This is a genomic window from Methylobacterium sp. BE186 (genome assembly GCF_031457035.1).
Lineage (GTDB): Bacteria > Pseudomonadota > Alphaproteobacteria > Rhizobiales > Beijerinckiaceae > Methylobacterium > Methylobacterium segetis.
The window spans coordinates 82,520-102,695 of sequence record NZ_JAVDVV010000003.1 but is presented as its reverse complement, the minus strand read 5'-3'; the positions used below and the strand labels follow the sequence as shown (position 1 = coordinate 102,695).

The window sequence follows — 20,176 nt, the reverse complement described above, 5'->3', positions numbered from 1 at the left end:
GCTGTTCGGCGCAGGTCTGTCACCGCACCGCCGTCAGAAGGCCTGCAGCGTCAGTTCCGTGTGCTCCACGCTCGGCGGGCTCTCGAAATACGGCGAGACCATCGCCCGGTAGTCCTTCCAGGCCTGCGAGCCGGTGAAGTCCTCGGTATGGGCCTCCAGCGTCTCCCACTCGATCAGGAGCCGGTAGCGCTGCGGCTTCTCGACGGAGCGGCGGACCGTGAAGGAGCGGCAGCCCTTGGCTGCGCGGAAGATGGCCGAGGCCTCGCGGATGCCGGCCTCGAACGCCGCTTCCGCGCCTGGCCTCACGTCGATCTGGGCGATCTCGAGAATCATCGATCGGGTCCTGTGCGTGACATGTCAGCGGAGAGGTCGGCCGAGCTTGGCCGCGAGGATGCGCTGGGGGCTCTTCTCGGGGTGGGCCTGCGCCGTCACGGGCAGGTAGGCCGTCTGCTCCAGCATGTATTGCCCGCCCATGGCGCCGTGCATGACGAGGTCCGAGAAGGTCACCCAGGTCTGGCCGGGCAGGAACGCGACATCGGCCTGCGGCGCCGTCTCCTGATAGGCCGCGTCCTGCTTCAGGGCGTCGTGCAGGTGGAGCATCAGATGGTCGTATTCCGAGCGCTTCGCTTTGGTGATGCGCAAGGTGGCGAGCAGGCGCGCGGAGAGCGGCGAGTAGCCCGGCAGCCGCGGCAGGAATTTCTCCGCCATCGACCCGAAATCCTCGCCGACCCGCCAGCGGCGTGGCTGGCCGCTCGGGTTGATGTTGCGGAAGACGCGCAGGATGCGCTTCTCGCCGATCGGGTTCGAGGGGAAGGCGTCGACGTGGAGCCGCGTGTCGTCGCGCCGCCAGCTCAGCTTGCGCCGGTCGACGTCGAAGGGCCGGTAGGAGGTGCCGGCGAGGCTGATCCGGCCCGTGTATTCCGGCAGGAAGCGGTCGATCAGGCCCTGAGCGAAGGAACGGTAGCGGATCAGGACTTGGCGAAGCGCCTCCTGCTCCTCCGGAGAGCCCGCCGCGCCCTTGAGGACCGCCGCCTCGCCCCGGATGTTCACGTTCTTCGCCTTGCCGTCGGCGAAGGGCCGCTCGACGAAGCGGGTCTCGAAGGCGCTGAAGGGGAAATCGAGATCGGGGAACATCAGCACCGCCCCGTCCTCCAGCGCCTGCGCCAGGGAGCGCGCGCCCGGCGCGGCGTCGGCGCCGGAGACCGTCAGGATGGGGCTGATCATGCTGAGATACATCCTCGTGCCGCGCCGCTCGCCCGCGGTGTAGCCGAGGGGCGTGCGCCAAGCCAGCGCCGCGCGTTTTCCGGTGGATGAATCGGGGCGCGGGTTGTCAGGCCGGACCCTGCGCACCACGATTCAGCGAGCGCCGTTCCGGTCGGCGCGTCCCGCGAGGTAGCGGCCCATGGCGACGCTGAAGGAATTCGAGGAGGCCCTGCGCGAGCACGGCATGAACATGGCGCTCGCCCTGCTGGAACGCCTGCGCAAACGCGACCGCGCCACCCGCACGGTAAAGCCGGCCCGCCGCCTGACGGGCCAGAAGATGACGCCGGACCTTGCCCGGGCCATCCTCGACCTCCACGCCTCGACCGGCATGACGCAGCAGGAGATCGCCTTCAAGGTCGGGGTGAACCAGGGCCGTGTGAACGAGGTGATCAAGCGCGGCAAGTGGCTCAGCGACGATCCGCACGCGCCCGAGGCCGTCGCCCGCGACAAGGCCATCGCCCGGATGCGGGGCGACCCTCGCCCCCGCAAGGCCGCCCGCCCCGCGAAGTCGGCCCGCGGCACGAAGGAGCCCGCAGCACCGCGCAAGGGCACGAGCCAGGGGCAGCTCGCCTTCGGCGACCTGTGAGGCGCCGGAGCCTGAGCCACCATTCGAGCGTTGCCATCGGTCCATCCCGAGGGACCTCCGATGACCCGCCTCGCCCTTCTCGCCCTCGCGGTCACGCTCGCCAGTCCGGCGGCGCAGGCTCAGCGCCAATCCACCACCGACCTCACCTGCCCTCAGGCCCAAGGCATCGTGGCCCGGGCCGGCGGCATCGTGCTCGGCACGGGCGGCCCGACCTACGACCGCTTCGTCCGCGACCGCAATTTCTGCGCTCCGACCGAGTACACCCGGGCCGCCTACGCGCCGACGCGGACGGACCCGCGCTGCTTCATCGGCTACACCTGCTTCGAGCCGGGCCGCGGAGATTGGTTCGGCGATTATTGAGGATGGCGCCCAACGAAAACGCCCCGGCCGCTGGCCGGGGCGCTCCAACTCCGAACGAGCCGCGATCAGGCGGCCTGCTGGACCTGACCCTCGATCGCGGGCGCCTCGGCGGGGCGGCCGGTGGCGATCTGGATCTGGCGCGGCTTCTTCGCCTCCGGAATCTCGCGGACGAGATCGATATGGAGGAGGCCGTTCTCGAGCACCGCACCCGTCACCTGGACGTAGTCGGCCAGTTGGAACCGGCGCTCGAAGCCGCGGGCGGCGATGCCCTGGTGCAGCACCTCGACACGCTTGACCGCGTCGGCCTTGCGGTCGCCCTTCAGGGTGAGCGCATTCTCCTTGACCTCGATCGACAGATCGGCCTCGGTGAAGCCGGCGACCGCGACCGTGATCCGGTAGGCGTTCTCGCCGGTGCGCTCGATGTTGTAGGGCGGGTAGCTCGGCACCGAATCGGCGCTCACATACTGGTCGAGGGCCGAGAAGAGACGGTCGAAGCCGACAGTCGAGCGGTAGAGGGGAGCAAGATCGAACTGACGCATCACATATTCTCCACAAGAAGCAACATGCTATCTGCAAGGTCCGCCCAGGGGCCGGACCGGTATCGCGCCGCCTGATGGCCGGCGCAGACTGGATATCGGGGCACTCCCGCCACGCTGCAAGAGCTCGAATGCTGCCGAACTGCGAAATTTTTGCGGCCTCCCTCACTTTTTCCGGACGAGCCCTGAGCCGATGCTGACCCTGCGTTCCACGCCCGGCAATCCCGTCCCGCCCGGCGGCGTCCTCGTCCCCGTGCGCACCGCCGACGGGCTCGAATTGCGCGCGGCCACCTGGCGGCCGACGACCCGGACGGTGAAGGGCACAATCTGCCTGTTGCAGGGGCGCGCCGAGTTCATCGAGAAGTACTACGAGACGATCGGCGACCTGCGCCGCCGCGGCTTCTGCGTCGTCGCCTTCGATTGGCGCGGCCAGGGCGAGTCGGCCCGGGAGGTCGACAATCCGCACAAGGGGCATGTCGCCCGCTTCGACGATTACCGGCTCGACCTTCTTGCCGTCGCGGAGAGCGTCCTGACGCCGCTGATGCCGCGCCCGCATCTCTGCCTCGCCCATTCGATGGGCGGATGCGTCGCCTTCACCGGCTCACTCGAAGGCTGGCTCCCCTTCTCGCGCCTCGTCACCGTCGCGCCGATGCTGTCGATCAGGATGGTCAGCTGGCCGGCCGGCGTGTCGGTCCTCGCCCGCACCCTGCAGCGGCTCGGGCTCGGTACTCGCTTCGTGCCCTTCGGCAGCGCGGTCTCCATCGCCTCGAAGCCGTATCCCGGAAACCGCCTCTCGCGTGATCCCGAGCGATATGCCCGCAACGCCGCCGCTGCGACGGCGGTCGGGGCCGGCGCTGTCGGAGATCCGACCGTCGCGTGGCTGGCCGGCGCCTTCCGGGCCATGGCGCGCCTGCGCGATCCGCGCGTGCCGCCGCGCATCACGGTCCCGACGCTCATCGTCGCCGCGGGCGCCGACCCTGTCTGCGGCACGGCCCAGACGGAGCGCTTTGCCGCTCGCCTGAAGGCCGGTCACATCCTGGTGCTGCCGGATGCCCGCCACGAGATCCTCTCGGAGCGCGACGCGATCCGTGCGGACTTCTGGGCCGCCTTCGACGCCTTCATGCCGGGAAGTCTCGCGCTGGAGGATGCGCGTGACGGGGCGCCGGCCGCGATCAGCGCCTGAGCCTTTCCGAGGGCGTCACTCGTCGAGGTCGCCAGCGAGGTCCTTGGGCCTCACGAAACGTTCGAGCGTGCCGCCGCCCCAGCCGATCTCGGACCAAGAGGCGGCCTCGAAATCGATCACCGCGACCGCGGCGGTCGGAAACTGGGTCCGCAACCGGTTACGGGCCGCCGCGTCGCCGCGGCCGACGAGTTTGACGGCGAGATCCTGCATCCCCGGATTGTGCCCGACGAGGATGACGCGACCGGCCTCGTCCGGAGCGCTGCGGATCGCTGCGAGGAGCGCCGAGGCCGGCGCCTCGTAGATCGTCCGCACGGTTTCGGTCCGCACCGCTCCGAGCGCAGCCGCGACCGCTTCCCAGGTCTCCTGCGTGCGCGCGGACGGTGAGACGAGCGCGAGATCGGGCCGAAGCTCCTCATCGGCGAGATAGCGGCCCATCAGGGGGGCCGCCTGCCGGCCGCGGGGATTGAGCGGGCGGTCGAGGTCCCGCAGCCCCGGCGGCCGGTCGGACTTCGCGTGGCGCAGGAGGATGAGGCGGCGCAAAGGCGTGATCCTCAGGCGAAACCGACGACGGGATGCGGCACGTAGGGCTGCTCCAGCGCCCTCACCTCCTCGTCGGTGAGGACGAGATCGAGGGCCGCCACCGCGTCGTCGAGATGGGCCGGCCTCGAGGCGCCGACGATCGGGGCAGCGACGCCCGGTTTGCTCATCACCCAGGCGAGCGCGACCTGCGCCCGGCTGACGCCGCGCGCCCTCGCGATCTCGGCGACCGTGCGCACGATCGCCCGGTCGGACTCCTCGGCGGCGCCATAGAGGGTGCGGCCGTAATCGTCCGAATCCTGGCGGCGGCTCGTCTCGTCCCAATCGCGGGTGAGCCGCCCGCGGGCCAGAGGGCTCCAGGGCAGCAGCGCAACCCCCTGGTCGGCGCAGAGCGGGTGCATCTCGCGCTCCTCCTCGCGATGGAGGAGGTTGTAATGGTCCTGCATCGTCGCGAAACGGGTGGAGCCCCTCAGGTCGGCGGTGAAGAGCGCCTTGGCGAATTGCCACGCGAACATCGAGGACGCGCCGATGTAGCGGGCCTTGCCCGCCTTCACCACGTCGTGGAGGGCTTCCAGCGTCACCTCGATCGGCGTGTCGTAGTCCCAGCGGTGGATCTGGTAGAGGTCGATGTAGTCGGTCCCGAGCCGCTTCAGGCTGGCGTCGATGGCCGAGAAGATCGCCTTGCGGGAGAGGCCACCCGCGTTCGGCTGGTCCTTCAGCGGGAAGAAGCACTTCGTCGCCAGCACGATCGCGTCGCGGTCGGCATGGTCGCGCAGCGCCCGCCCGACGATCTCCTCGCTGGTCCCGTCCGAGTAGAAATTCGCCGTGTCGAAGAAGTTGATGCCGAGGTCGAGGGCTCGCTTGATCAGCGGGCGACTCTCGTCCTCGCCCATCGTCCAGGGATGGGGTCCCCGCTCGGGCACGCCGTAGGTCATGCAGCCGAGACAGATCGCGGAGACGTCGAGGCCGGTGCGGCCGAGCTTCTTCATGCGCATGGCGGGCTGTCCGTCGGGATCGCGGGGCGAAATCCCTATCTGGGCCGCCGGAGCCGGATCGCCAGGGCTCTCAGCCGCCCCTGCCCTCCCGGCGCATCATGAAGGCGAGCTTCTCGAACAGGCTCACGTCCTGCTCGTTCTTGAGGAGCGCGCCGTGCAGCGGCAGGATCAGCCGGCGCGGATCGCGCTCGCGCAGCTCCTCGGGGCCGATATCCTCCGAAACGAGGAGCTTCAGCCAGTCGAGGAGTTCCGAGGTGGAGGGCTTCTTCTTGAGCCCAGGCGCCTCGCGGATCTCGAGGAACACCCGCAGCGCCTCCTCGACGAGGCGGTGCTTGATGCCCGGATAATGCACGTCCACGATCTGCTTGAGCGTCTCCGCGTCCGGGAACTTGATGTAGTGGAAGAAGCAGCGGCGCAGGAACGCGTCCGGCAGCTCCTTCTCGTTGTTCGAGGTGATGATCACGATCGGGCGACGCACGGCCCGCACCGTCTCGCCGGTCTCGTAGACGTGGAACTCCATCCGGTCGAGCTCGGTGAGGAGGTCGTTCGGGAATTCGATGTCGGCCTTGTCGATCTCGTCGATCAGCAGCACAGGGCGCTCGGGCGCCGTGAAGGCCTCCCAGAGCTTGCCGCGGCGGATGTAATGGCCGATCTCGGAGACGCGCGGGTCGCCGAGCTGCGAGTCGCGGAGCCGTGAGACCGCGTCGTACTCGTAGAGGCCCTGCTGCGCCTTCGTGGTCGACTTGACGTTCCAGGTCAGGAGCGGGGCGCCGAGCCCCTTCGCGATCTCCTCCGCCAGCACCGTCTTGCCGGTGCCGGGCTCGCCCTTCACGAGAAGGGGCCGCTCCAGCACGATGGCGGCGTTGACCGCGACCGTCAGGTCGGTCGTCGCGACGTAGGACTCGGTTCCGGTGAAGCGCATCGGCGTCTCGCGGCTGCGGGCTGAGGTCGCCCGGTTACGCGGCGGAGGCCGAGCTCGCAAGCGGGATGCCGTTCGGCGCGGTCTATAACGACTTGCCGTCGTGCCAGACGCAGTTGCTGGCGAGGATGCCGAGGTTGACGTCCGATTTCTGCGGCTGCGGCAGCACCTTGCCGTCCATTGCCAGGTCGATCTTGATCTCGACCTGACCCTTCGGCTCGTTCGAGCGGCGGGAGAAGTAGCAATATTGCTGGAACGGCTTGTCCTCGTTCGCCCGGAAGTTCCAGCCGGAAACGATCTGCCCGTCGAGATAGGGGACCTGCTTGAACACGGTGAAGGTCGTGTTCACCGGCGCCTTCGAGGCCGGGGTCGCGTCCTGGCCGAGCTGGGCCTGTGTCGGCGTCGGCACGCCGCCGCCGCCCTTCGGCAGGCCCTCGACGCGCAGGGTGTTGTCGGTGAGGGTGACCTCGCCCTTGGTCTTCAGGGTCACGTCGGAGAGGGCGGCCTGCATCGCGGCGGCGATGCGCTCGGCCGCCGTGTCGAACTGGTTCAGGGTGGCGTAGCCGTAGGCCGCGGCGCCGATGCCGACGCCGAGAAGCGCGGAGAACACGCCCGCACCCGCCGCGCGGAACAGGAAGGCGCGGGCCGCGACGATACGAGCCTCCGCCCGCAGGCGACCGTTGACGTGCTGCGCGAGCGCGACGTTCTCGGGTGATCCGGGGGCGAGGTAGCTCATGCACCGGCTCCCGCGCTGCCCGCGGCCGGGCTCACCGCCGGCCCGGGACGCCGTTCGAGGGGGATCGCCGCGCCGGAAGCGACCGCGTCCTTCACCGATTTCTGCAGCGAGGCGTTGACCTCGCGCACGATGCCCTCCGCGAAGGGCGCCAGCATGTAGTTCGTCGCCTCGGGATTCACCGTGGCGCCGAGGTCGTCCTCGTCCATGAAGGTCTTGCGCACCGACACCGCGGAGAGGGCGAGGATCGTCGAGGCGAAGGCGGCGCAGAGGGCGGGCACGAACACGAAGATGCGCAGGAAGGCGTGGACCTGGGCATCCGTCACCTCGATCGGGTCGACGCCGTAGACCATCGCCGTGAAGGAATGCAGCTGCGAGCGGTTGACCGCTTGCCGGTAGGCCTGCTCGGCGTCGGCGACGCGCCGGTCGGCCGAGCCGCGGTCGAGTTGGGCGCGGGCCTTGCGCGCCTCCTCCAGGTCCTTCGTCAGGGCAGACCGGTCGGCGCCCGCCTTCGCGACGCTCGCCGAGAGCGTCGCGACGCGCGGATCGGTGACGCATTTCAGGTTCTGGTAGCGCACGCCCTTGCTGTTCGTCCCGAACACCTTCTCGCAGCGCTGCGCCGGCAGGCCCGCGAGTTGCGAGGCATTGTCGGCCGAGCGCTTCTCGATCTGGTCGAGCTCGTTCGTGTACTGCGCGACGCGGGCATCGGCCGAGGCGATGCGGGTGTCGAGGCTCGCCCGGTCGGCCTGGGCGTCCTTCAGCGCGGTCTTGGTGCGCGCGGCCTCCATCAGGCGAGGATGGAACATCATCTCGCCGAGCTGCGAGACGGACTTCGTGGTCACGCCCGCCGCGAAGATGATGCCGACGATGGCGAGGCCGCGCACGAAGTAGGAGCGCTGCGTGCGCGCCAGGATGCCGAGCGGCACGCGGCACAACTCGACCGCCGCGTAGACGAGCGGCGCGAGCAGCATGAAGTAGAAGCTCTGGTCGTTCCCGTCACTGTAGACGCCGGCGAACAGCCATGCGCCCGCGAGCGAGGCGCCGATCACCATCGCCTCGACAAGGTAGGCGATGCCGACATAGCCCCACTTGATGCGGTAGCCCCGCTCGACGTGGCGCGCATGGCGCCACTTCTGGGATTCGAGGATCCAGTCGCGCTTCTCGCGCTGGACGTCCCGGCTCGGGGGCGAGTTGGACAGCCTGAACATGGGCACCCGGGTTCCGTGCTCCGCCACGAAAGGTTGAGCTTAACACTCCGTTAATCGATCGGCGTGTGCGGGAATTGTGCCGTTTTTGCGTTGCGTCAGGGCTATCCACCGCCAACGGTGCGGTGGTTGCCGAAATACCTCATGTCCTCGCTGATCGCGTCTGAGAGGCGCCGTCCGGTTGTTGCGCGACCGCGGCAGGCGTGGGATGGCCGCCGGGGCGGTGTGCGGACGCGCGGTTTGCGGTTGCCGGCATTCCCTCGCCCTCCCATGATCGCGGCATCGCTCCTGCTAGGCGGCCCGCGACCCCGCCCGACGAGAGGCTCACGCGGACAGCCGATGCCCGAGGTCCACGCCGGCTCCTACAAGGAAGCGATCCTCTTCCTCGTCACCGCGGGCATCGTCGTGCCCCTGTTTCACCGGCTGCGGATCAGCCCGGTGCTCGGGTTCATCGGCGCCGGTGCGCTTCTCGGCCCGTTCGGCCTCGGGCGCCTCGCGGACGAGGTCCATTGGCTCTCCGTCGTCACGATCGCGAACCGCACGGAGATCTCGCACCTCGCCGAATTCGGCGTGATCTTCCTGATGTTCATGATCGGGATCGAGCTGTCCTGGGAGCGCCTGCGCACGCTGCGCCGCCTCGTCTTCGGCCTCGGCTCGATCCAGGTTCTGTCCTCCGCCCTCGTCCTGGGCACGATCCTCTACGGCCTGCGGGTGCCGCTCGCGGGTGCGGTGATCGTCGGGCTGGCGCTCGCCCTGTCCTCCACCGCGGTCGTGCTGCCGGTGCTGGCCGAGCAGAAGCGCCTGAACACGCCCGCCGGCCGCGCGAGCTTCGCGGTGTTGCTGTTCCAAGACCTCGCCGTGGCGCCGATCCTGTTCGCCATCGCAGTGCTCGGGCGCAGCGACACCGCGAATGTTGGAGGGGCCTTGGCGCTGGCGCTTGGTCAGGCCGCGGTCGCCCTCGTGCTGATCGTCGTGGCGGGCCGCCTCGCCCTGCGACCGCTGTTCCAGCTCGTCGCGCGGACGCGCTCGCCCGAGCTCTTCATGGCGGCCTGCCTGCTCACCATCGTGGCGACGGCGCTGACCGCGGCCGCGAGCGGGCTCTCGATGTCGCTCGGCGCCCTCGTGGCCGGCCTGCTCCTTGCCGAGACCGAGTACCGCCGCGCGATCGAGGCGACGATCGACCCGTTCAAGGGGCTGTTGCTCGGCGTGTTTTTCGTCTCCGTCGGCATGAACATCGATCCGGCGCAGCTCGTCGCGGCGCCGGGCACGATCCTCGGCCTCGCTTTCGCGCTGATCGTCATCAAGGCCGCCATGGTGCTCGTCGCCGCCCCCGTGATGAAGGTGACCCGGCCCGTCGCTCTGGAGGCCGCCCTGCTGCTGGCGCCCGGGGGCGAATTCGCCTTCGTCCTCGTCGGCGGTGCGATGACGGCGGGTCTCGTGCCGGAGGGCGTCGGCGGAGCGGCGCTCATCGTGACCACGGTGTCGATGGTCGCGATCCCGGCGCTCGCCGCGATCGGGCGGCGGGCCGGCAAGCGCATGGCCGGCTCCCAGCTCGGCCGCGCCCGGGCCGAGCCGCCCCCGGACAAGATGCAGAACCGGGTCATCATCGCGGGCTACGGCCGCGTCGGGCGGATGGTCGGCGAGATGCTGGCGCGCCACAAGATCCCGTATCTCGCCCTCGACTCGGACGCCGCCCGCGTCGCGGAGCAGCGGCGGCTCGGCAACCCGGTCTATTTCGGCGACTCGGCCAATCCTGAATTGCTGCGGCGCTGCGAGATCGCGACTGCACGCGCGCTCGTCGTCACCTTGGACAATCCGCGTGCCGTCGAGGCCGTCGTCGAGGCGGCGCGCGCCGAGCGGCGCGACCTCACCATCGTCGCCCGCGCACGCGACGCGCGCCACGCCACGGCCCTCTACGACCTCGGCGTCGACGATGCCGTGCCCGAGACGATCGAGGCCTCCCTTCAGCTCTCCGAGGCCGTGCTCGTCGATGTCGGCGTGCCGATGGGCCTCGTCATCGCCTCGATCCACGAGCGACGCGACGAGTACCGCGTCATGCTGAAACGGAAGGAATCCGAGGCGCGCCCCACCTTCCGGGCGCGGCGGACGGTGGGCAAGACCGTCGAGGCGCGCGAGGCACCCGCGAAGGACGAGCCCGGCACCGTCAGCAAGCGCGCGTGATGCCCGGTTTCAGGGATGCGCCTGCGGGCCGTCCTCGCGCGGCGGTCGCGCGCGGGTCCGCCTCTCCGTCGGCTCGAAGCCGGGCGCGAAGCTGCACCGGTAGGTCACCGCGTCGGGCGGTCCGATCGCCGTGTCGAGGGGCACCGTGACGGTGTCGCCAGAGAAGCGCCAGCGCCGCACGCCCTTGTCCCAGTAGAGCCAGACCGTGGTGGGATGACCCTTCACGGCGAAGATCGCGGCCTTGCGCGACAGGGCCTGCACGGTCCGGGGCTCGTACATGCCCTTGGCCCGGTAGGCGTCGCGCGCGGCCTCGGGTTGCCGGTCCATGAAGGTATTCTGCACGATCTGAATCGTCGCGCCGGGCCTCTCAAGGAACCGCTTGAAATCGCTCAGGGAGCGCAAGACGACGGCCATGACGCACTCCTACTAGAGCCGACCGCTGAGGTTACATCCTGTGCATGAACCGTGCCTGATCTCGTCTTGATTTCGATGACAATGAAGTGCCGGTCGCGAGAGACTCGTGACTACCTATCAACAGGAAACGGGACTTATACCCAGGATTCCTGTTCGCGTCCGGCCGGCGCATCTGTCGGTCATTCGGTCAGATACTACTTCTGCTTGAATCAAGTCCAAGCAGGTTGCGGCTGCCTCCGACCCCGCGATCGCGCGTGCCGCTTGACCTCGCCCCCCGCTTGCGCCGATCTCGCGCGATGCTGTTGCAGTTCTTCACCGCCCTCCGCGAGGCCAAGGTTCCGGTCACCTTGCGCGAGTACCTGACGCTGCTGGGCGCCCTCGAGCGCGATCTGGCCGGCAAGCAGGTGGATGAGTTCTACCTCCTTGCCCGGACCGCCCTCGTCAAGGACGAGCGCAACCTCGATCGGTTCGATCGAGTCTTCGGCACCGTCTTCAAGGGCTTGGAGACGCTGGCGGAGGGGGCTGCGCCCAGCGCGATCCCGGAGGAGTGGCTGCGCAAGCTCGCCGAGAAGTACCTCACCGAGGCCGAGAAGGCCGAACTGAAGGCGCTCGGCTGGGACAAGCTGTTCGAGACCCTGAAGCAGCGCCTCGCCGAGCAGAAGGAGCGGCATCAGGGCGGCTCGAAATGGATCGGCACCGGGGGGACTTCGCCTTTCGGTGCCTATGGCTACAACCCGGAGGGGATCCGCATCGGGCAGGACGGCAACCGCAACTTCCGCGCCGTGAAGGTGTGGGACAAGCGCGAGTTCCGCGACCTCGACGACGGCGTCGAGCTCGGCACGCGCAACCTGCGCCTCGCCCTGAGGCGCCTGCGCCGCTTTGCCCGGACGGGGGCCGCGGAGGAGCTCGACCTCGACGGTACGATCCGCGAGACCGCTCGTCAGGGGTATCTCGACGTGAAGCTGCGGCCGCAGCGGCGCAACGCCGTCAAGGTGCTGCTCTTCCTCGACGTCGGCGGCTCGATGGACTGGCATGTGGAACTTGCGGAGGAGCTGTTCTCAGCCGCGCGGTCCGAGTTCAAGCACTTCGCGCACTTCTACTTCCACAACTGCCCCTACGAGGCGGTGTGGACCGAGAATGCGCGCCGGCACGATGCGCGCACGCCGCTCCTCGACGTGATCCGGACCTATCCGCCGGATTACCGGGTGGTCTTCGTCGGCGACGCCTCGATGAGCCCCTACGAGATCGCGATGCCGGGGGGCTCGGTGGAGCACTGGAACGAAGAGGCCGGAGCGGTCTGGCTGCAGCGGGTTCTCGACCATTTCCCGAAGGCGGTCTGGCTGAACCCGGTTCCGCACGAGAACTGGGCCTACACCCAGTCGATCGCGATGGTCCGGCGGATTGTCGCCGAACGCATGTTCCCGCTGACGTTGGAGGGGCTGGACGGGGCGATGCGGGCCCTCGTGCGCTGAAGCCTGCCGCCCGGCTCCTGACCTTGCCGCTAACCTTGCCGCGCGGGCGTCGTCACGCTCAGCCCGTCGAGTTCGGACGTGATCCGGATCTGGCAGCAGAGACGGGAATTGTCGCGCACGTCGCTCGCGAAATCGAGCATGTCCCGCTCCATGTCCTCGGCGGTCCCCACGACCTCCGCCCAGGGCTCGTTGACGTAGACGTGGCAGGTCGCGCAGGCGCAGGCGCCCCCGCATTCCGCATCGATGCCGGGCACGTTGTTGCGCAAGGCCGTTTCCATCACGGTCGCGCCGACGCTGCCCTCGACCGTTCGGGCCGTGCCGGCATGGTCGACATAGGTGATCTTCGGCATCGCGGGCTCCAGGCTCGTCCAACGGGCGACAACGGTCGTGCGGCGGCGCCTGCTTGGCGGGGCCGGAAGCGGATTGCAAGCGCGCGCGCACCGAGAACAGAGATTCTTGGGCCCTTACGCCGAAGCGCGGCCCCTGTTCCCGCTCGCAAAGCCGGGACCGCTTTTGCCGCAGGGGAGTGCGGGCAGCATCACATGGCGCGCGGGCGGTCGATCTCCGCGAGCGCTGCGGCGACCGCCCGCTCGAGCGCTTCGAGATCGGCCATCCCGCTCGCGCCACCTCGTCGCAGATCCTCCTCGACCCGCGCGGCCGACGCCGCCACGGCCGCGGCGCCGACCCCGAGCGCCGACCCCTTCAGAGTATGGGCCCGGTCCGCCCGCTCGCCGGCCGACACCTTCGCGTTCACGATGCCGGGGAGCAGCGCGCGGCACTGCCCTGCGAAGAGGCCGAGCAGTTCCGCGGCCAGAGGCTTGTCGCCGAAGGTCTGCGCGTCGAGATGGGCACGGTCGATGGCGGGTTCGTCCTGCACCGTACGGGAGCCCTCGTGCTATCCACAGGAGCGCCCGTGGCCACGGCAACCGTTTAAGCCTTGGGGCGCCAAGGGATAAAGCGGTCCGCGCGGCCCGACCGGCCGTGTGGTAACCATTCCGTTAAGGTTTTTTCGAGCGCTCCGTCGGCTCGGGTATCCGGGGCCGCCGCCGAGGGCTAAACTTCCTTGGTAAACGGGAATTTCTGTCTCCGCTTCCGGACGCGGCCGGCGGCGCGGGACTGCGCGTGGCGAGGCGTTGCATGGCGACCGAGAAAAAGCTGAAGGATCCGGCGGAGGCGGCGCTGTCTGCGATCGAGCAGGCGCTGAACCTCGACCTCCTGACGCCTGGTGCCGAGAAGCGCTCCGAGCCGCGCCTGCCGGATGTCGGCGACAACGACCCGCTGGACGAGCCGAACGGCCGCCAGACCCCGCCCCGCCTCAGCTTCGACGAGCCCCTCGCCTCGGACGTGCCGCCGCCGGACCGCAACCGGCCGCATCGCGAGGGCGGGCTCCTGCCGCCGGACCGCTCCCTCGTCGCGAACGACGACCGCCGCAACATCGGCATCCTGCAGCAGACCCTGCGGGTGCGGCCCTCCCGCAAGCCCTACCTGATCGCCGCCGCCGCCTCCTTCCTGTGGCTCAACAGCCTCGTCCTGCTGGCCTGGAGCCAGTCCGGCGGCGAGCTGAAGGGTTTCCTTCTCGGCCTCACCGCCTTGCAGGCGACCGTCGGTGCCGCCGCGGTGCTGGGCCCCATCCTGCTCTTCCTCATCACCGCGATGCTGGCGGTGCGCGCGCAGGAGATGCGCCTCGTCGCCCGCGCGGTGGGCGAGGTCGCGGTGCGCTTGGCCGAGCCCGAGAGCTTCTCGACGGACGCGGTGCTCACGATGTCGCAGACCGTGCGCCGCGAGGTCGCCGCCGTCGGAGACGGCGTCGAGCGGGCGCTGGCCCGCGCGGGCGAGTTGGAGACCCTGGTGCGTGGCGAGATCGCCACGCTGGAGCGTGCCTATTCCGACAACGAGATCCGCATCCGCTCCCTCGTCGACGAATTGGTCGCCCAGCGCGAGTCGATCGTCGCCAATGCCGAGCGCGTGCGCGGTGCGATCGCGGGCACGCATCAGAGCCTGAGCCAGGAATTGGAGGGGGCGGCCGAGCGCATCGTCACCGCGATGACCGGCGCGGGCGAGCGCGTGACCAGCGCTCTCGACCAGAGGGGCGAGGCCATCACGAGTGCGCTCGGCGATCGCGGCGACGCGATCACGGCGGCGCTCGGCGAGGCGGGCGACCGTGTCGTCGAGGTCGTGTCCGGGCGCGGCGACGATCTCGTCCAGCGCCTCGTCACCACGAGCGAGGGCGTGCGTTCGAGCCTGACCGAGGTCGGAAACGCCCTCACCCAGTCGCTGGAGAACCGCGCCGACGAGGTGACGCGCGCCTTCGAGCGCACCGGCAGCCTGCTGACCTCGACCCTCGCCGACAATGCCGGGCAGGTGGCCCGCACCCTGGCCGAGACGGGGACCGGCGTCATCGAGGCGCTGGACCGCCAGGGCGGCGCCGTACGCGAGAGCTTCGAGCGGTCCGCGCAGGGGCTGGAGAGTGCCTTCCTGTCCCGTGGCAGCGAGCTCACCGAGCGCTTCTCGTCGACGGGCGGCGAGATCACGGCGCGCTTCGCCGAGATCGGCGAGGGGCTGCGGGCGCATTTCGCCGCCACCGGAACCGCGCTCACCGACGATCTGGCCGGACGCGGTGCCGGCCTGCGTGCGGAGATCGAGGCCGCGGGCGCGAACGTGTCCGAGATGATCGAGTCCCGAGGCCGCGAGACCCAGGCCGGGCTCGCCCTCGCCGCGAGCGGTATCGTGGAGAGCTTCTCCCAGCGCGCCACGGGCCTGCGCGACGACCTCGTCGGCTCGGTCGAACGCCTCGCGGACACGATGGGCCGCAACGGCGGCGAGCTCGCCGAGCGCATCGAGGCGGTCGCCGACCGCCTGCACGAGACGATTTCCGTTCAGGGCTCGGGCCTGGAGACCAACCTCGCCGCCGCCGGCGAGCGCCTCGGGAGCCTCGTCGTCACGCGCACCGACGCCGCCACGCAGGCTCTCGAGGGGGCTTTCGCGAGCCTTGGGGCGACCTTCGCGTCCAACGCGGAGGCCACCCTCGCGACCCTGCGCGCCACCGTCGAGGGCCTCAACGCCGATCTCGGCGGGCGCTCCGCGGAGGCGGCCGACACGATCCGCCGCAGCGCGGAGGAGACCACGGTCGCCCTGGGCGCGAGCACGGCCGAAGCCGCACAGGCTCTGCGCCGCTCGGCGGCGGGCGCCACGGGCGAGCTGGAGGCCCGCACGGTCGAGGCGGTGCAGATCTTCGAGCGCCGGCTCTCCGCCACCGCCGAGGCCCTGGCCACCCGCACCGAGGAGGCCGCCGCACATCTGCGCGACCTCACCGAGTCGGCGACGGGGGCCGCAGCCGAGCGCGCCGCCGCGCTCGTGGCCCGCTTCACGGAGGCGACCGAGGCGCTGCGCACCGCCACCGACACCGGCGCGAGCGCGCTGGAGACGCGCGCCGCCGGCCTTCTGGCGGATTTCCGGAGCCAGGCCGAGGGCCTGCACGGGCAGATGGGCGACCGGGTCGAGACGTCGCTCGAAGCGCTGCGGCGCACGCTGGCGGAGCTTCAGGCCGCGGTCGCGGAGCGGACCGAGGAGGCGACGGGCGCCATCGCGCGGGCGGCCGACGCCCTGGGCACCGACATCGCCTCGCGGATCGGCGACGTCGAGACCGCCTTCGGCACGCACAGCCGTGGCATGACGGACCTGATCACGCAGCATGCGGAGGAGGCCCATGGCCGCCTCGCCACGACCGGCCGCGACATCGTGCTGGCGGTGGCGAGCCAGGGCGCGAGGGTCGCCGACGCCCTCAACCAGACCGGTGCGAGCTTCGCCGAGACCGCGGAGAGCCGAGCCCGCGCCATGGACGAGGTGCTCGGCAACCGGCTCGCGGCCCTGCAGGAGACGATCGCGCGCGGCGACATCCTGGCCGATCGAATCTCCCGCGACACGAACTCCCTGAGCGAGGTCGTCACCGGCCGCCTGGAGGAGATGGATCGCGTCATCACGGTCCAGGGCAAGGCGGTGGCCGAGAGCATCGCCGAGCGCGCCCGCGAGGCGCGGGAGATCGTCGAGACTCATCTGGGTGCCCTCGAAGAGCGCACGGCGAAGCGCTCGGAGGAGATCGGCGAGACCTTCGCCACCCTCGTGACCCATATCGACGGCCATCTCGGCACCCGGGCCACGGCCCTCAACGAGACCCTGATCGTGCGCACCGGCGAGATGGCGCGGATCATGGCCGAGGGCAGCCGCGACCTGATCCAGGCGCTGGACGCCCGGGCCGACAACATGGCTCAGGACATCGCGGCCCGCTCCGCCAGCCTGGGCGACGCCCTCGCAGCCCGCAGCGCCGAGATCGGCGAGCGGCTCGACGGCCAGACCCGCGACCTCGCCCAGCGCCTCGACGAGGGCGCGAGCCGCTTCGATACCGGCGTCCTTGCCCGGCTCGAGGCCATCGGCACGGCGCTGGAGGAGCGCAGCCGCCTCATCGATGAGACCTTCGGCTCGCAGGCCTTCGAGGCGATCCGCCTGATCGAGGCGCGCACGCGCTCCGTGGACGAGGACCTCGCCAGCCGTACCCGCGAGTTGATCGACCTGATCCAGACCCGGACCGGAGAGGCGGACGCGGCGCTCGCCGCTCGCGCGGACGCGATCCGCGCCGCCTTCGCCGAGCGCGCGGACGGCCTCGGCCAGCTCATCGACGAGCGCACCGCGGCGATGTCGAGCGAGCTCGACGAGAAGGGCCGCATCGTCTTCGGCGCGATCGGTGGCCGCGTCACCGAGCTGGCACGCCTGTTCGACCGGGGCGGCACCTCCCTCGCCGAGCTCATCGAGAGCCGCGGCGACAGCGTGCTCGCCAAGCTGCGCGAGACCATCGCCGAGGCCGACAGGATGCTCGGCGACGGAGAGGGCCGCCTCGGCCGCACCCTCGACACCCGCACCGCGGACATTTCGGCGCTTCTCGACGAAGGCGTCCGGACGGTGCACGGGCTCCTCGACGCGCGGACGAGCGAGATGCGCATGCTCCTCGACAGCCACGCCCGCACGCTCAGCGACAGCCTCGACGGGCGCCTCGGCCCGCTGCACGACGCCCTCGACGAGCGCGGCCGCGACCTCGTCGCCACCATCGAGACGACGCTCGGCCGCGCGGCGGGCAGCCTCGACGACCGGACGCGCCACCTCGGCGGCCTGTTCGACGAGCGCCTGCGCGACCTCGACGCGCTGGTCGAGGGCCGCGGCCTGCATCTCGCCGAGACGGTCGACGCGCGCGCTCAGGGTCTGCGCGCCCTGTTCGACGAGGTGCTGCACGGGCTCGATCGTCTGGTCGAGACCCGCACCGGCGCCTTCACCGAGCAGGTCGACGCCCGCAGCCGTACCCTGGCCGGCCTCTTCGACGAGCGTCTGCGCGAGCTCGACGGGCTGGTCGAGGGCCGCACCGCCGCGCTCGCCCGCACCATCGAGGCGCAGGGAAGTGCCCTCACGCAGGCGGTCGATTCGCGCAGCGAGGCCTTCACGGGTCGCATCGACAGCCGCATGAAGACGTTCGCGACCCTCGTGGCCTCTCGCGGCGATGCGCTGGCGACCGCCTTCGACGACCGCCACGACGCCTTCGCCGCGCTGATCGAGGAACGCATCGTCGCGATGGCGGCCGCCCTCGACGAGCGGGCGCGCAGCCACGCGGCCCTCGCCGACGCGCACACGGAGGCGCTGGGCGCGGCCCTCGACGAGCGCAACGCCGCCGTCGCCGCCCTCTTGGACGAGCGCAACCGGCAGATGTCGGAGGGCTTCGAGCGCCGCTCCGCGGCCCTCGGCTCCCTGGTCGATTCGCGCGGCGAGGCGCTGTCCCGTCGCCTCGCCGAGAGCGCCGAGCGCATCGTCCGCGCCATCGAGGAGCGCGGCGGGGCCCTCGTCTCGCATGTCGACGATCGCGGTCAGGCCGTGGCCGAGACGCTCGGCAGCAATGTCGAGCGGCTGCGGGCGGTGATCGACGGCCCGGTCCTTCACCTCGCCGACGCTCTTGCCGAGCGCGGCGACGCGATCGAGCGGGCGCTCGCCGAGACCGGCACGCCGCTGGTCGAGGCCCTGCGCGCCCGCACCGAAGAACTCGTCGCCCAGTCGGGCGAATCCGCCCGCCTCCTCCGCGCGGCGATCGAGGACGGGGCCTCGCGCACCGTTGCCGGGCTCGCAGAGACGAACGACCGCCTGCGGCGCGACCTCAACGGCGTCCTCGCCCGCATCGAGCAGGCGAACGACGCGCTCAAGGATCTCGTATCGGGCGCGGGAGACAACCTCGGCGCGATCGAGACCGGGCTCGCGGGCCGGGTCCAGCAGGTCGAGGCCGCGCTTGCCGAGATCGCGGCGGAGACCAGCCGCGCGACCGAGGGCGTCTCGACGCAGGTCGCCGCCCTGAAGGCGGTGTCGGAGGGCGCCCTGCAGGAGGCGTCGGAACTGGCGGCGTCGCTCGACCGGCACGGGCGGGCCCTCGCCGAGCGGGCGAGCGCGCATGTGCGCACGCTTGCCGAGGCCGCAGGCACGCTGGAGACGGTCGAGGGCCGCCTCTCCGAGACCCTCTCCGGGCGCGAGGGCGCCGTCACGGCCGCGCTCGCCGCCATCGAGGGCCGCTCGTCGGATCTCGAGGCGCAGACGGCTCGCTTCGGCCAGATGATCGAGGAGACCCTGCGGGCGGCCGAGGAGCGGGCCCGGAGCGTCGGCGCGAACCTCTCGAAGGCCGCGCAGCAGGCGGGTGCCACCGTCACCGGCGAGTTCGAGCGCCTGCGCTCCGGCGCAGGGGCGGAGAGCGAGCGGACCACCGAGGCCGTGCGGAGCGCCATCGAGGCCGCCTCGCAGCAGATGCGGACCGTCTTCGAGGAATCGCAGGCCCGCTTCGGCGAGTCCGTGGCGAGCATGCGGGAGATGGCCTCGGCCATCCGCTCGGAACTCGAAGCGACCCGGGCCGATCTGGGCCGGGGCGTCCTGGAGATCCCGCGCGAGACGCAGGATGCGACGAGCGAGATGCGCCGCGTCGTCTCCGACCAGATCAAGGCGCTCAACGAGCTGTCGGCCCTGGTCTCGCGTTCGAACCGCTCCATCGACGTCTCTCTGCCGCAGGCCGTCGAGCAGCGCCGTGTGGCCGAGGCGGGTCGTCCGGCCTCGCCGAACGTGCGCGCCTCGTCGGCACCGGCCGCGGCCGGCCCCGCCCCGCGGGCGCCCGCGGCAGCGACGGGCGCGCCGCAACCGGCCCCGGCCCGGACCGCGACGCCGCCGGCCCGCACCGAGCCGGCCGGCCAGCGGCCCGCAACCCCGGCCAAGCCGGCCCCGGCGGGCGCCGACAAGCGCGGCTGGCTCTCGGACCTCCTGACCCGGGCTTCCATCGACGAGGAGGAGGCGCCGCCTGCGCGCAACGTACAGGCTGAGGCGACCAAGGGCGGCAGCGAGCGCAGCCGGACGACGCTGGAGACGATCTCGACCGACATCGCGCGGATGATCGACCATCGGACGGCGGTGGACCTGTGGGAGCGTTACCGCCGCGGCGAGCCAAACCTGTTCGACCCCGGCCTCTACACGCCGCAGGGACGCCAGACCTTCGGCGAGCTGCAGCGCCGCTATCGCAGCGACGCCGATTTCCGGCGGACGGTCGATCGTTACGTGAACGAGTTCGAGAGGCTGCTCGGCGACGTCTCGAAGAACGACCGCGATTCCAAGCGCGCCGACGCCTACCTCACCTCGGAGACGGGCAAGGTCTACACGATGCTCGCCCATGCGAGCGGCCGTTTCGACGGTGCGTGAGGCGGAAGCGGGCCATCCGCGGATGGCCCGCTCG

17 protein-coding genes are annotated in these 20,176 nt (G+C 70.8%); 6 read left to right on the top strand and 11 right to left on the bottom strand.

Translation table 11 applies throughout. The features are described 5' to 3' along the window. Positions 1 to 33: 33 nt before the first annotated feature. Together J2X36_RS04590 and J2X36_RS04585 are read right to left on the bottom strand one after the other, a co-directional pair. Positions 34 to 333, bottom strand: coding sequence for an antibiotic biosynthesis monooxygenase family protein (locus J2X36_RS04590; RefSeq protein WP_310346750.1), 300 nt, complete (start codon positions 331 to 333; stop codon positions 34 to 36). Positions 334 to 357: 24 nt separating this feature from the next. Then, complete coding sequence (locus J2X36_RS04585; protein WP_310346748.1) at positions 358 to 1,224, bottom strand: Kdo hydroxylase family protein; 867 nt, start codon at positions 1,222 to 1,224, stop codon at positions 358 to 360. Positions 1,225 to 1,402: 178 nt separating this feature from the next. Here J2X36_RS04585 and J2X36_RS04580 point away from each other — a divergent pair, with 178 nt between their 5' ends. Both J2X36_RS04580 and J2X36_RS04575 read left to right on the top strand, forming a co-directional pair. After that, a complete protein-coding gene (locus tag J2X36_RS04580; RefSeq protein WP_310346746.1) occupies positions 1,403 to 1,849 on the top strand; it encodes an RNA polymerase subunit sigma-70 in 447 nt (148 codons plus the stop codon). A 60-nt stretch (positions 1,850 to 1,909) separates the two neighbouring features. Continuing rightward, positions 1,910 to 2,209 (top strand): hypothetical protein, encoded by a 300-nt coding sequence (locus tag J2X36_RS04575; RefSeq protein ID WP_310346743.1) that lies wholly within the window; start codon positions 1,910 to 1,912, stop codon positions 2,207 to 2,209. 65 nt (positions 2,210 to 2,274) lie between these two features. Here J2X36_RS04575 and J2X36_RS04570 read toward each other — a convergent pair whose 3' ends face one another. Further along, positions 2,275 to 2,748 carry an Hsp20 family protein gene (locus J2X36_RS04570; RefSeq protein ID WP_310346740.1) on the bottom strand — a complete coding sequence of 158 codons (474 nt, stop codon included), beginning with the start codon at positions 2,746 to 2,748 and terminating at the stop codon, positions 2,275 to 2,277. Positions 2,749 to 2,938: 190 nt separating this feature from the next. On the opposite strand from J2X36_RS04570, the gene J2X36_RS04565 reads away from it, so the two are divergent. Beyond that, positions 2,939 to 3,928 carry an alpha/beta hydrolase gene (locus J2X36_RS04565; protein WP_310346737.1) on the top strand — a complete coding sequence of 330 codons (990 nt, stop codon included), beginning with the start codon at positions 2,939 to 2,941 and terminating at the stop codon, positions 3,926 to 3,928. Between the two features lie 15 nt (positions 3,929 to 3,943). On the opposite strand, the gene J2X36_RS04560 is transcribed toward J2X36_RS04565, so the two are convergent. From J2X36_RS04560 to J2X36_RS04540, 5 genes are all read right to left on the bottom strand, one after another. Next, the gene (locus J2X36_RS04560) at positions 3,944 to 4,468 is read right to left on the bottom strand and encodes a histidine phosphatase family protein (protein ID WP_310346735.1); all 525 of its coding nucleotides are present in this window, start codon (positions 4,466 to 4,468) and stop codon (positions 3,944 to 3,946) included. A gap of 11 nt (positions 4,469 to 4,479) precedes the next feature. After that, positions 4,480 to 5,460: an aldo/keto reductase gene (locus J2X36_RS04555; protein ID WP_310346733.1), complete on the bottom strand. Its 981-nt coding sequence runs from the start codon at positions 5,458 to 5,460 to the stop codon at positions 4,480 to 4,482. 70 nt (positions 5,461 to 5,530) lie between these two features. Continuing rightward, positions 5,531 to 6,382 carry a MoxR family ATPase gene (locus tag J2X36_RS04550; RefSeq protein WP_310346730.1) on the bottom strand — a complete coding sequence of 284 codons (852 nt, stop codon included), beginning with the start codon at positions 6,380 to 6,382 and terminating at the stop codon, positions 5,531 to 5,533. Positions 6,383 to 6,464: 82 nt separating this feature from the next. Continuing rightward, complete coding sequence (locus tag J2X36_RS04545; protein ID WP_132253545.1) at positions 6,465 to 7,115, bottom strand: hypothetical protein; 651 nt, start codon at positions 7,113 to 7,115, stop codon at positions 6,465 to 6,467. Beyond that, positions 7,112 to 8,320, bottom strand: coding sequence for an ATPase (locus tag J2X36_RS04540; RefSeq protein ID WP_132253547.1), 1,209 nt, complete (start codon positions 8,318 to 8,320; stop codon positions 7,112 to 7,114). The genes J2X36_RS04545 and J2X36_RS04540 overlap by 4 nt, the downstream gene beginning before the upstream one ends. Positions 8,321 to 8,656: 336 nt before the next feature. Here J2X36_RS04540 and J2X36_RS04535 point away from each other — a divergent pair, with 336 nt between their 5' ends. Continuing rightward, positions 8,657 to 10,498 (top strand): cation:proton antiporter, encoded by a 1,842-nt coding sequence (locus tag J2X36_RS04535; RefSeq protein WP_132253549.1) that lies wholly within the window; start codon positions 8,657 to 8,659, stop codon positions 10,496 to 10,498. 9 nt (positions 10,499 to 10,507) lie between these two features. On the opposite strand, the gene J2X36_RS04530 is transcribed toward J2X36_RS04535, so the two are convergent. Beyond that, a complete protein-coding gene (locus J2X36_RS04530; RefSeq protein ID WP_132253552.1) occupies positions 10,508 to 10,912 on the bottom strand; it encodes a hypothetical protein in 405 nt (134 codons plus the stop codon). Between the two features lie 296 nt (positions 10,913 to 11,208). Here J2X36_RS04530 and J2X36_RS04525 point away from each other — a divergent pair, with 296 nt between their 5' ends. After that, positions 11,209 to 12,384, top strand: coding sequence for a VWA domain-containing protein (locus tag J2X36_RS04525; protein ID WP_310346723.1), 1,176 nt, complete (start codon positions 11,209 to 11,211; stop codon positions 12,382 to 12,384). A 29-nt stretch (positions 12,385 to 12,413) separates the two neighbouring features. Here J2X36_RS04525 and J2X36_RS04520 read toward each other — a convergent pair whose 3' ends face one another. Continuing rightward, the gene (locus J2X36_RS04520) at positions 12,414 to 12,734 is read right to left on the bottom strand and encodes a 2Fe-2S iron-sulfur cluster-binding protein (protein ID WP_132253556.1); all 321 of its coding nucleotides are present in this window, start codon (positions 12,732 to 12,734) and stop codon (positions 12,414 to 12,416) included. A gap of 188 nt (positions 12,735 to 12,922) precedes the next feature. Next, positions 12,923 to 13,261 (bottom strand): Hpt domain-containing protein, encoded by a 339-nt coding sequence (locus tag J2X36_RS04515; protein WP_310346718.1) that lies wholly within the window; start codon positions 13,259 to 13,261, stop codon positions 12,923 to 12,925. A 260-nt stretch (positions 13,262 to 13,521) separates the two neighbouring features. Between J2X36_RS04515 and J2X36_RS04510 the strand changes: the two genes are divergently transcribed. Continuing rightward, a complete protein-coding gene (locus J2X36_RS04510; RefSeq protein ID WP_310346715.1) occupies positions 13,522 to 20,142 on the top strand; it encodes a hypothetical protein in 6,621 nt (2,206 codons plus the stop codon). Positions 20,143 to 20,176 lie beyond the last annotated feature (34 nt).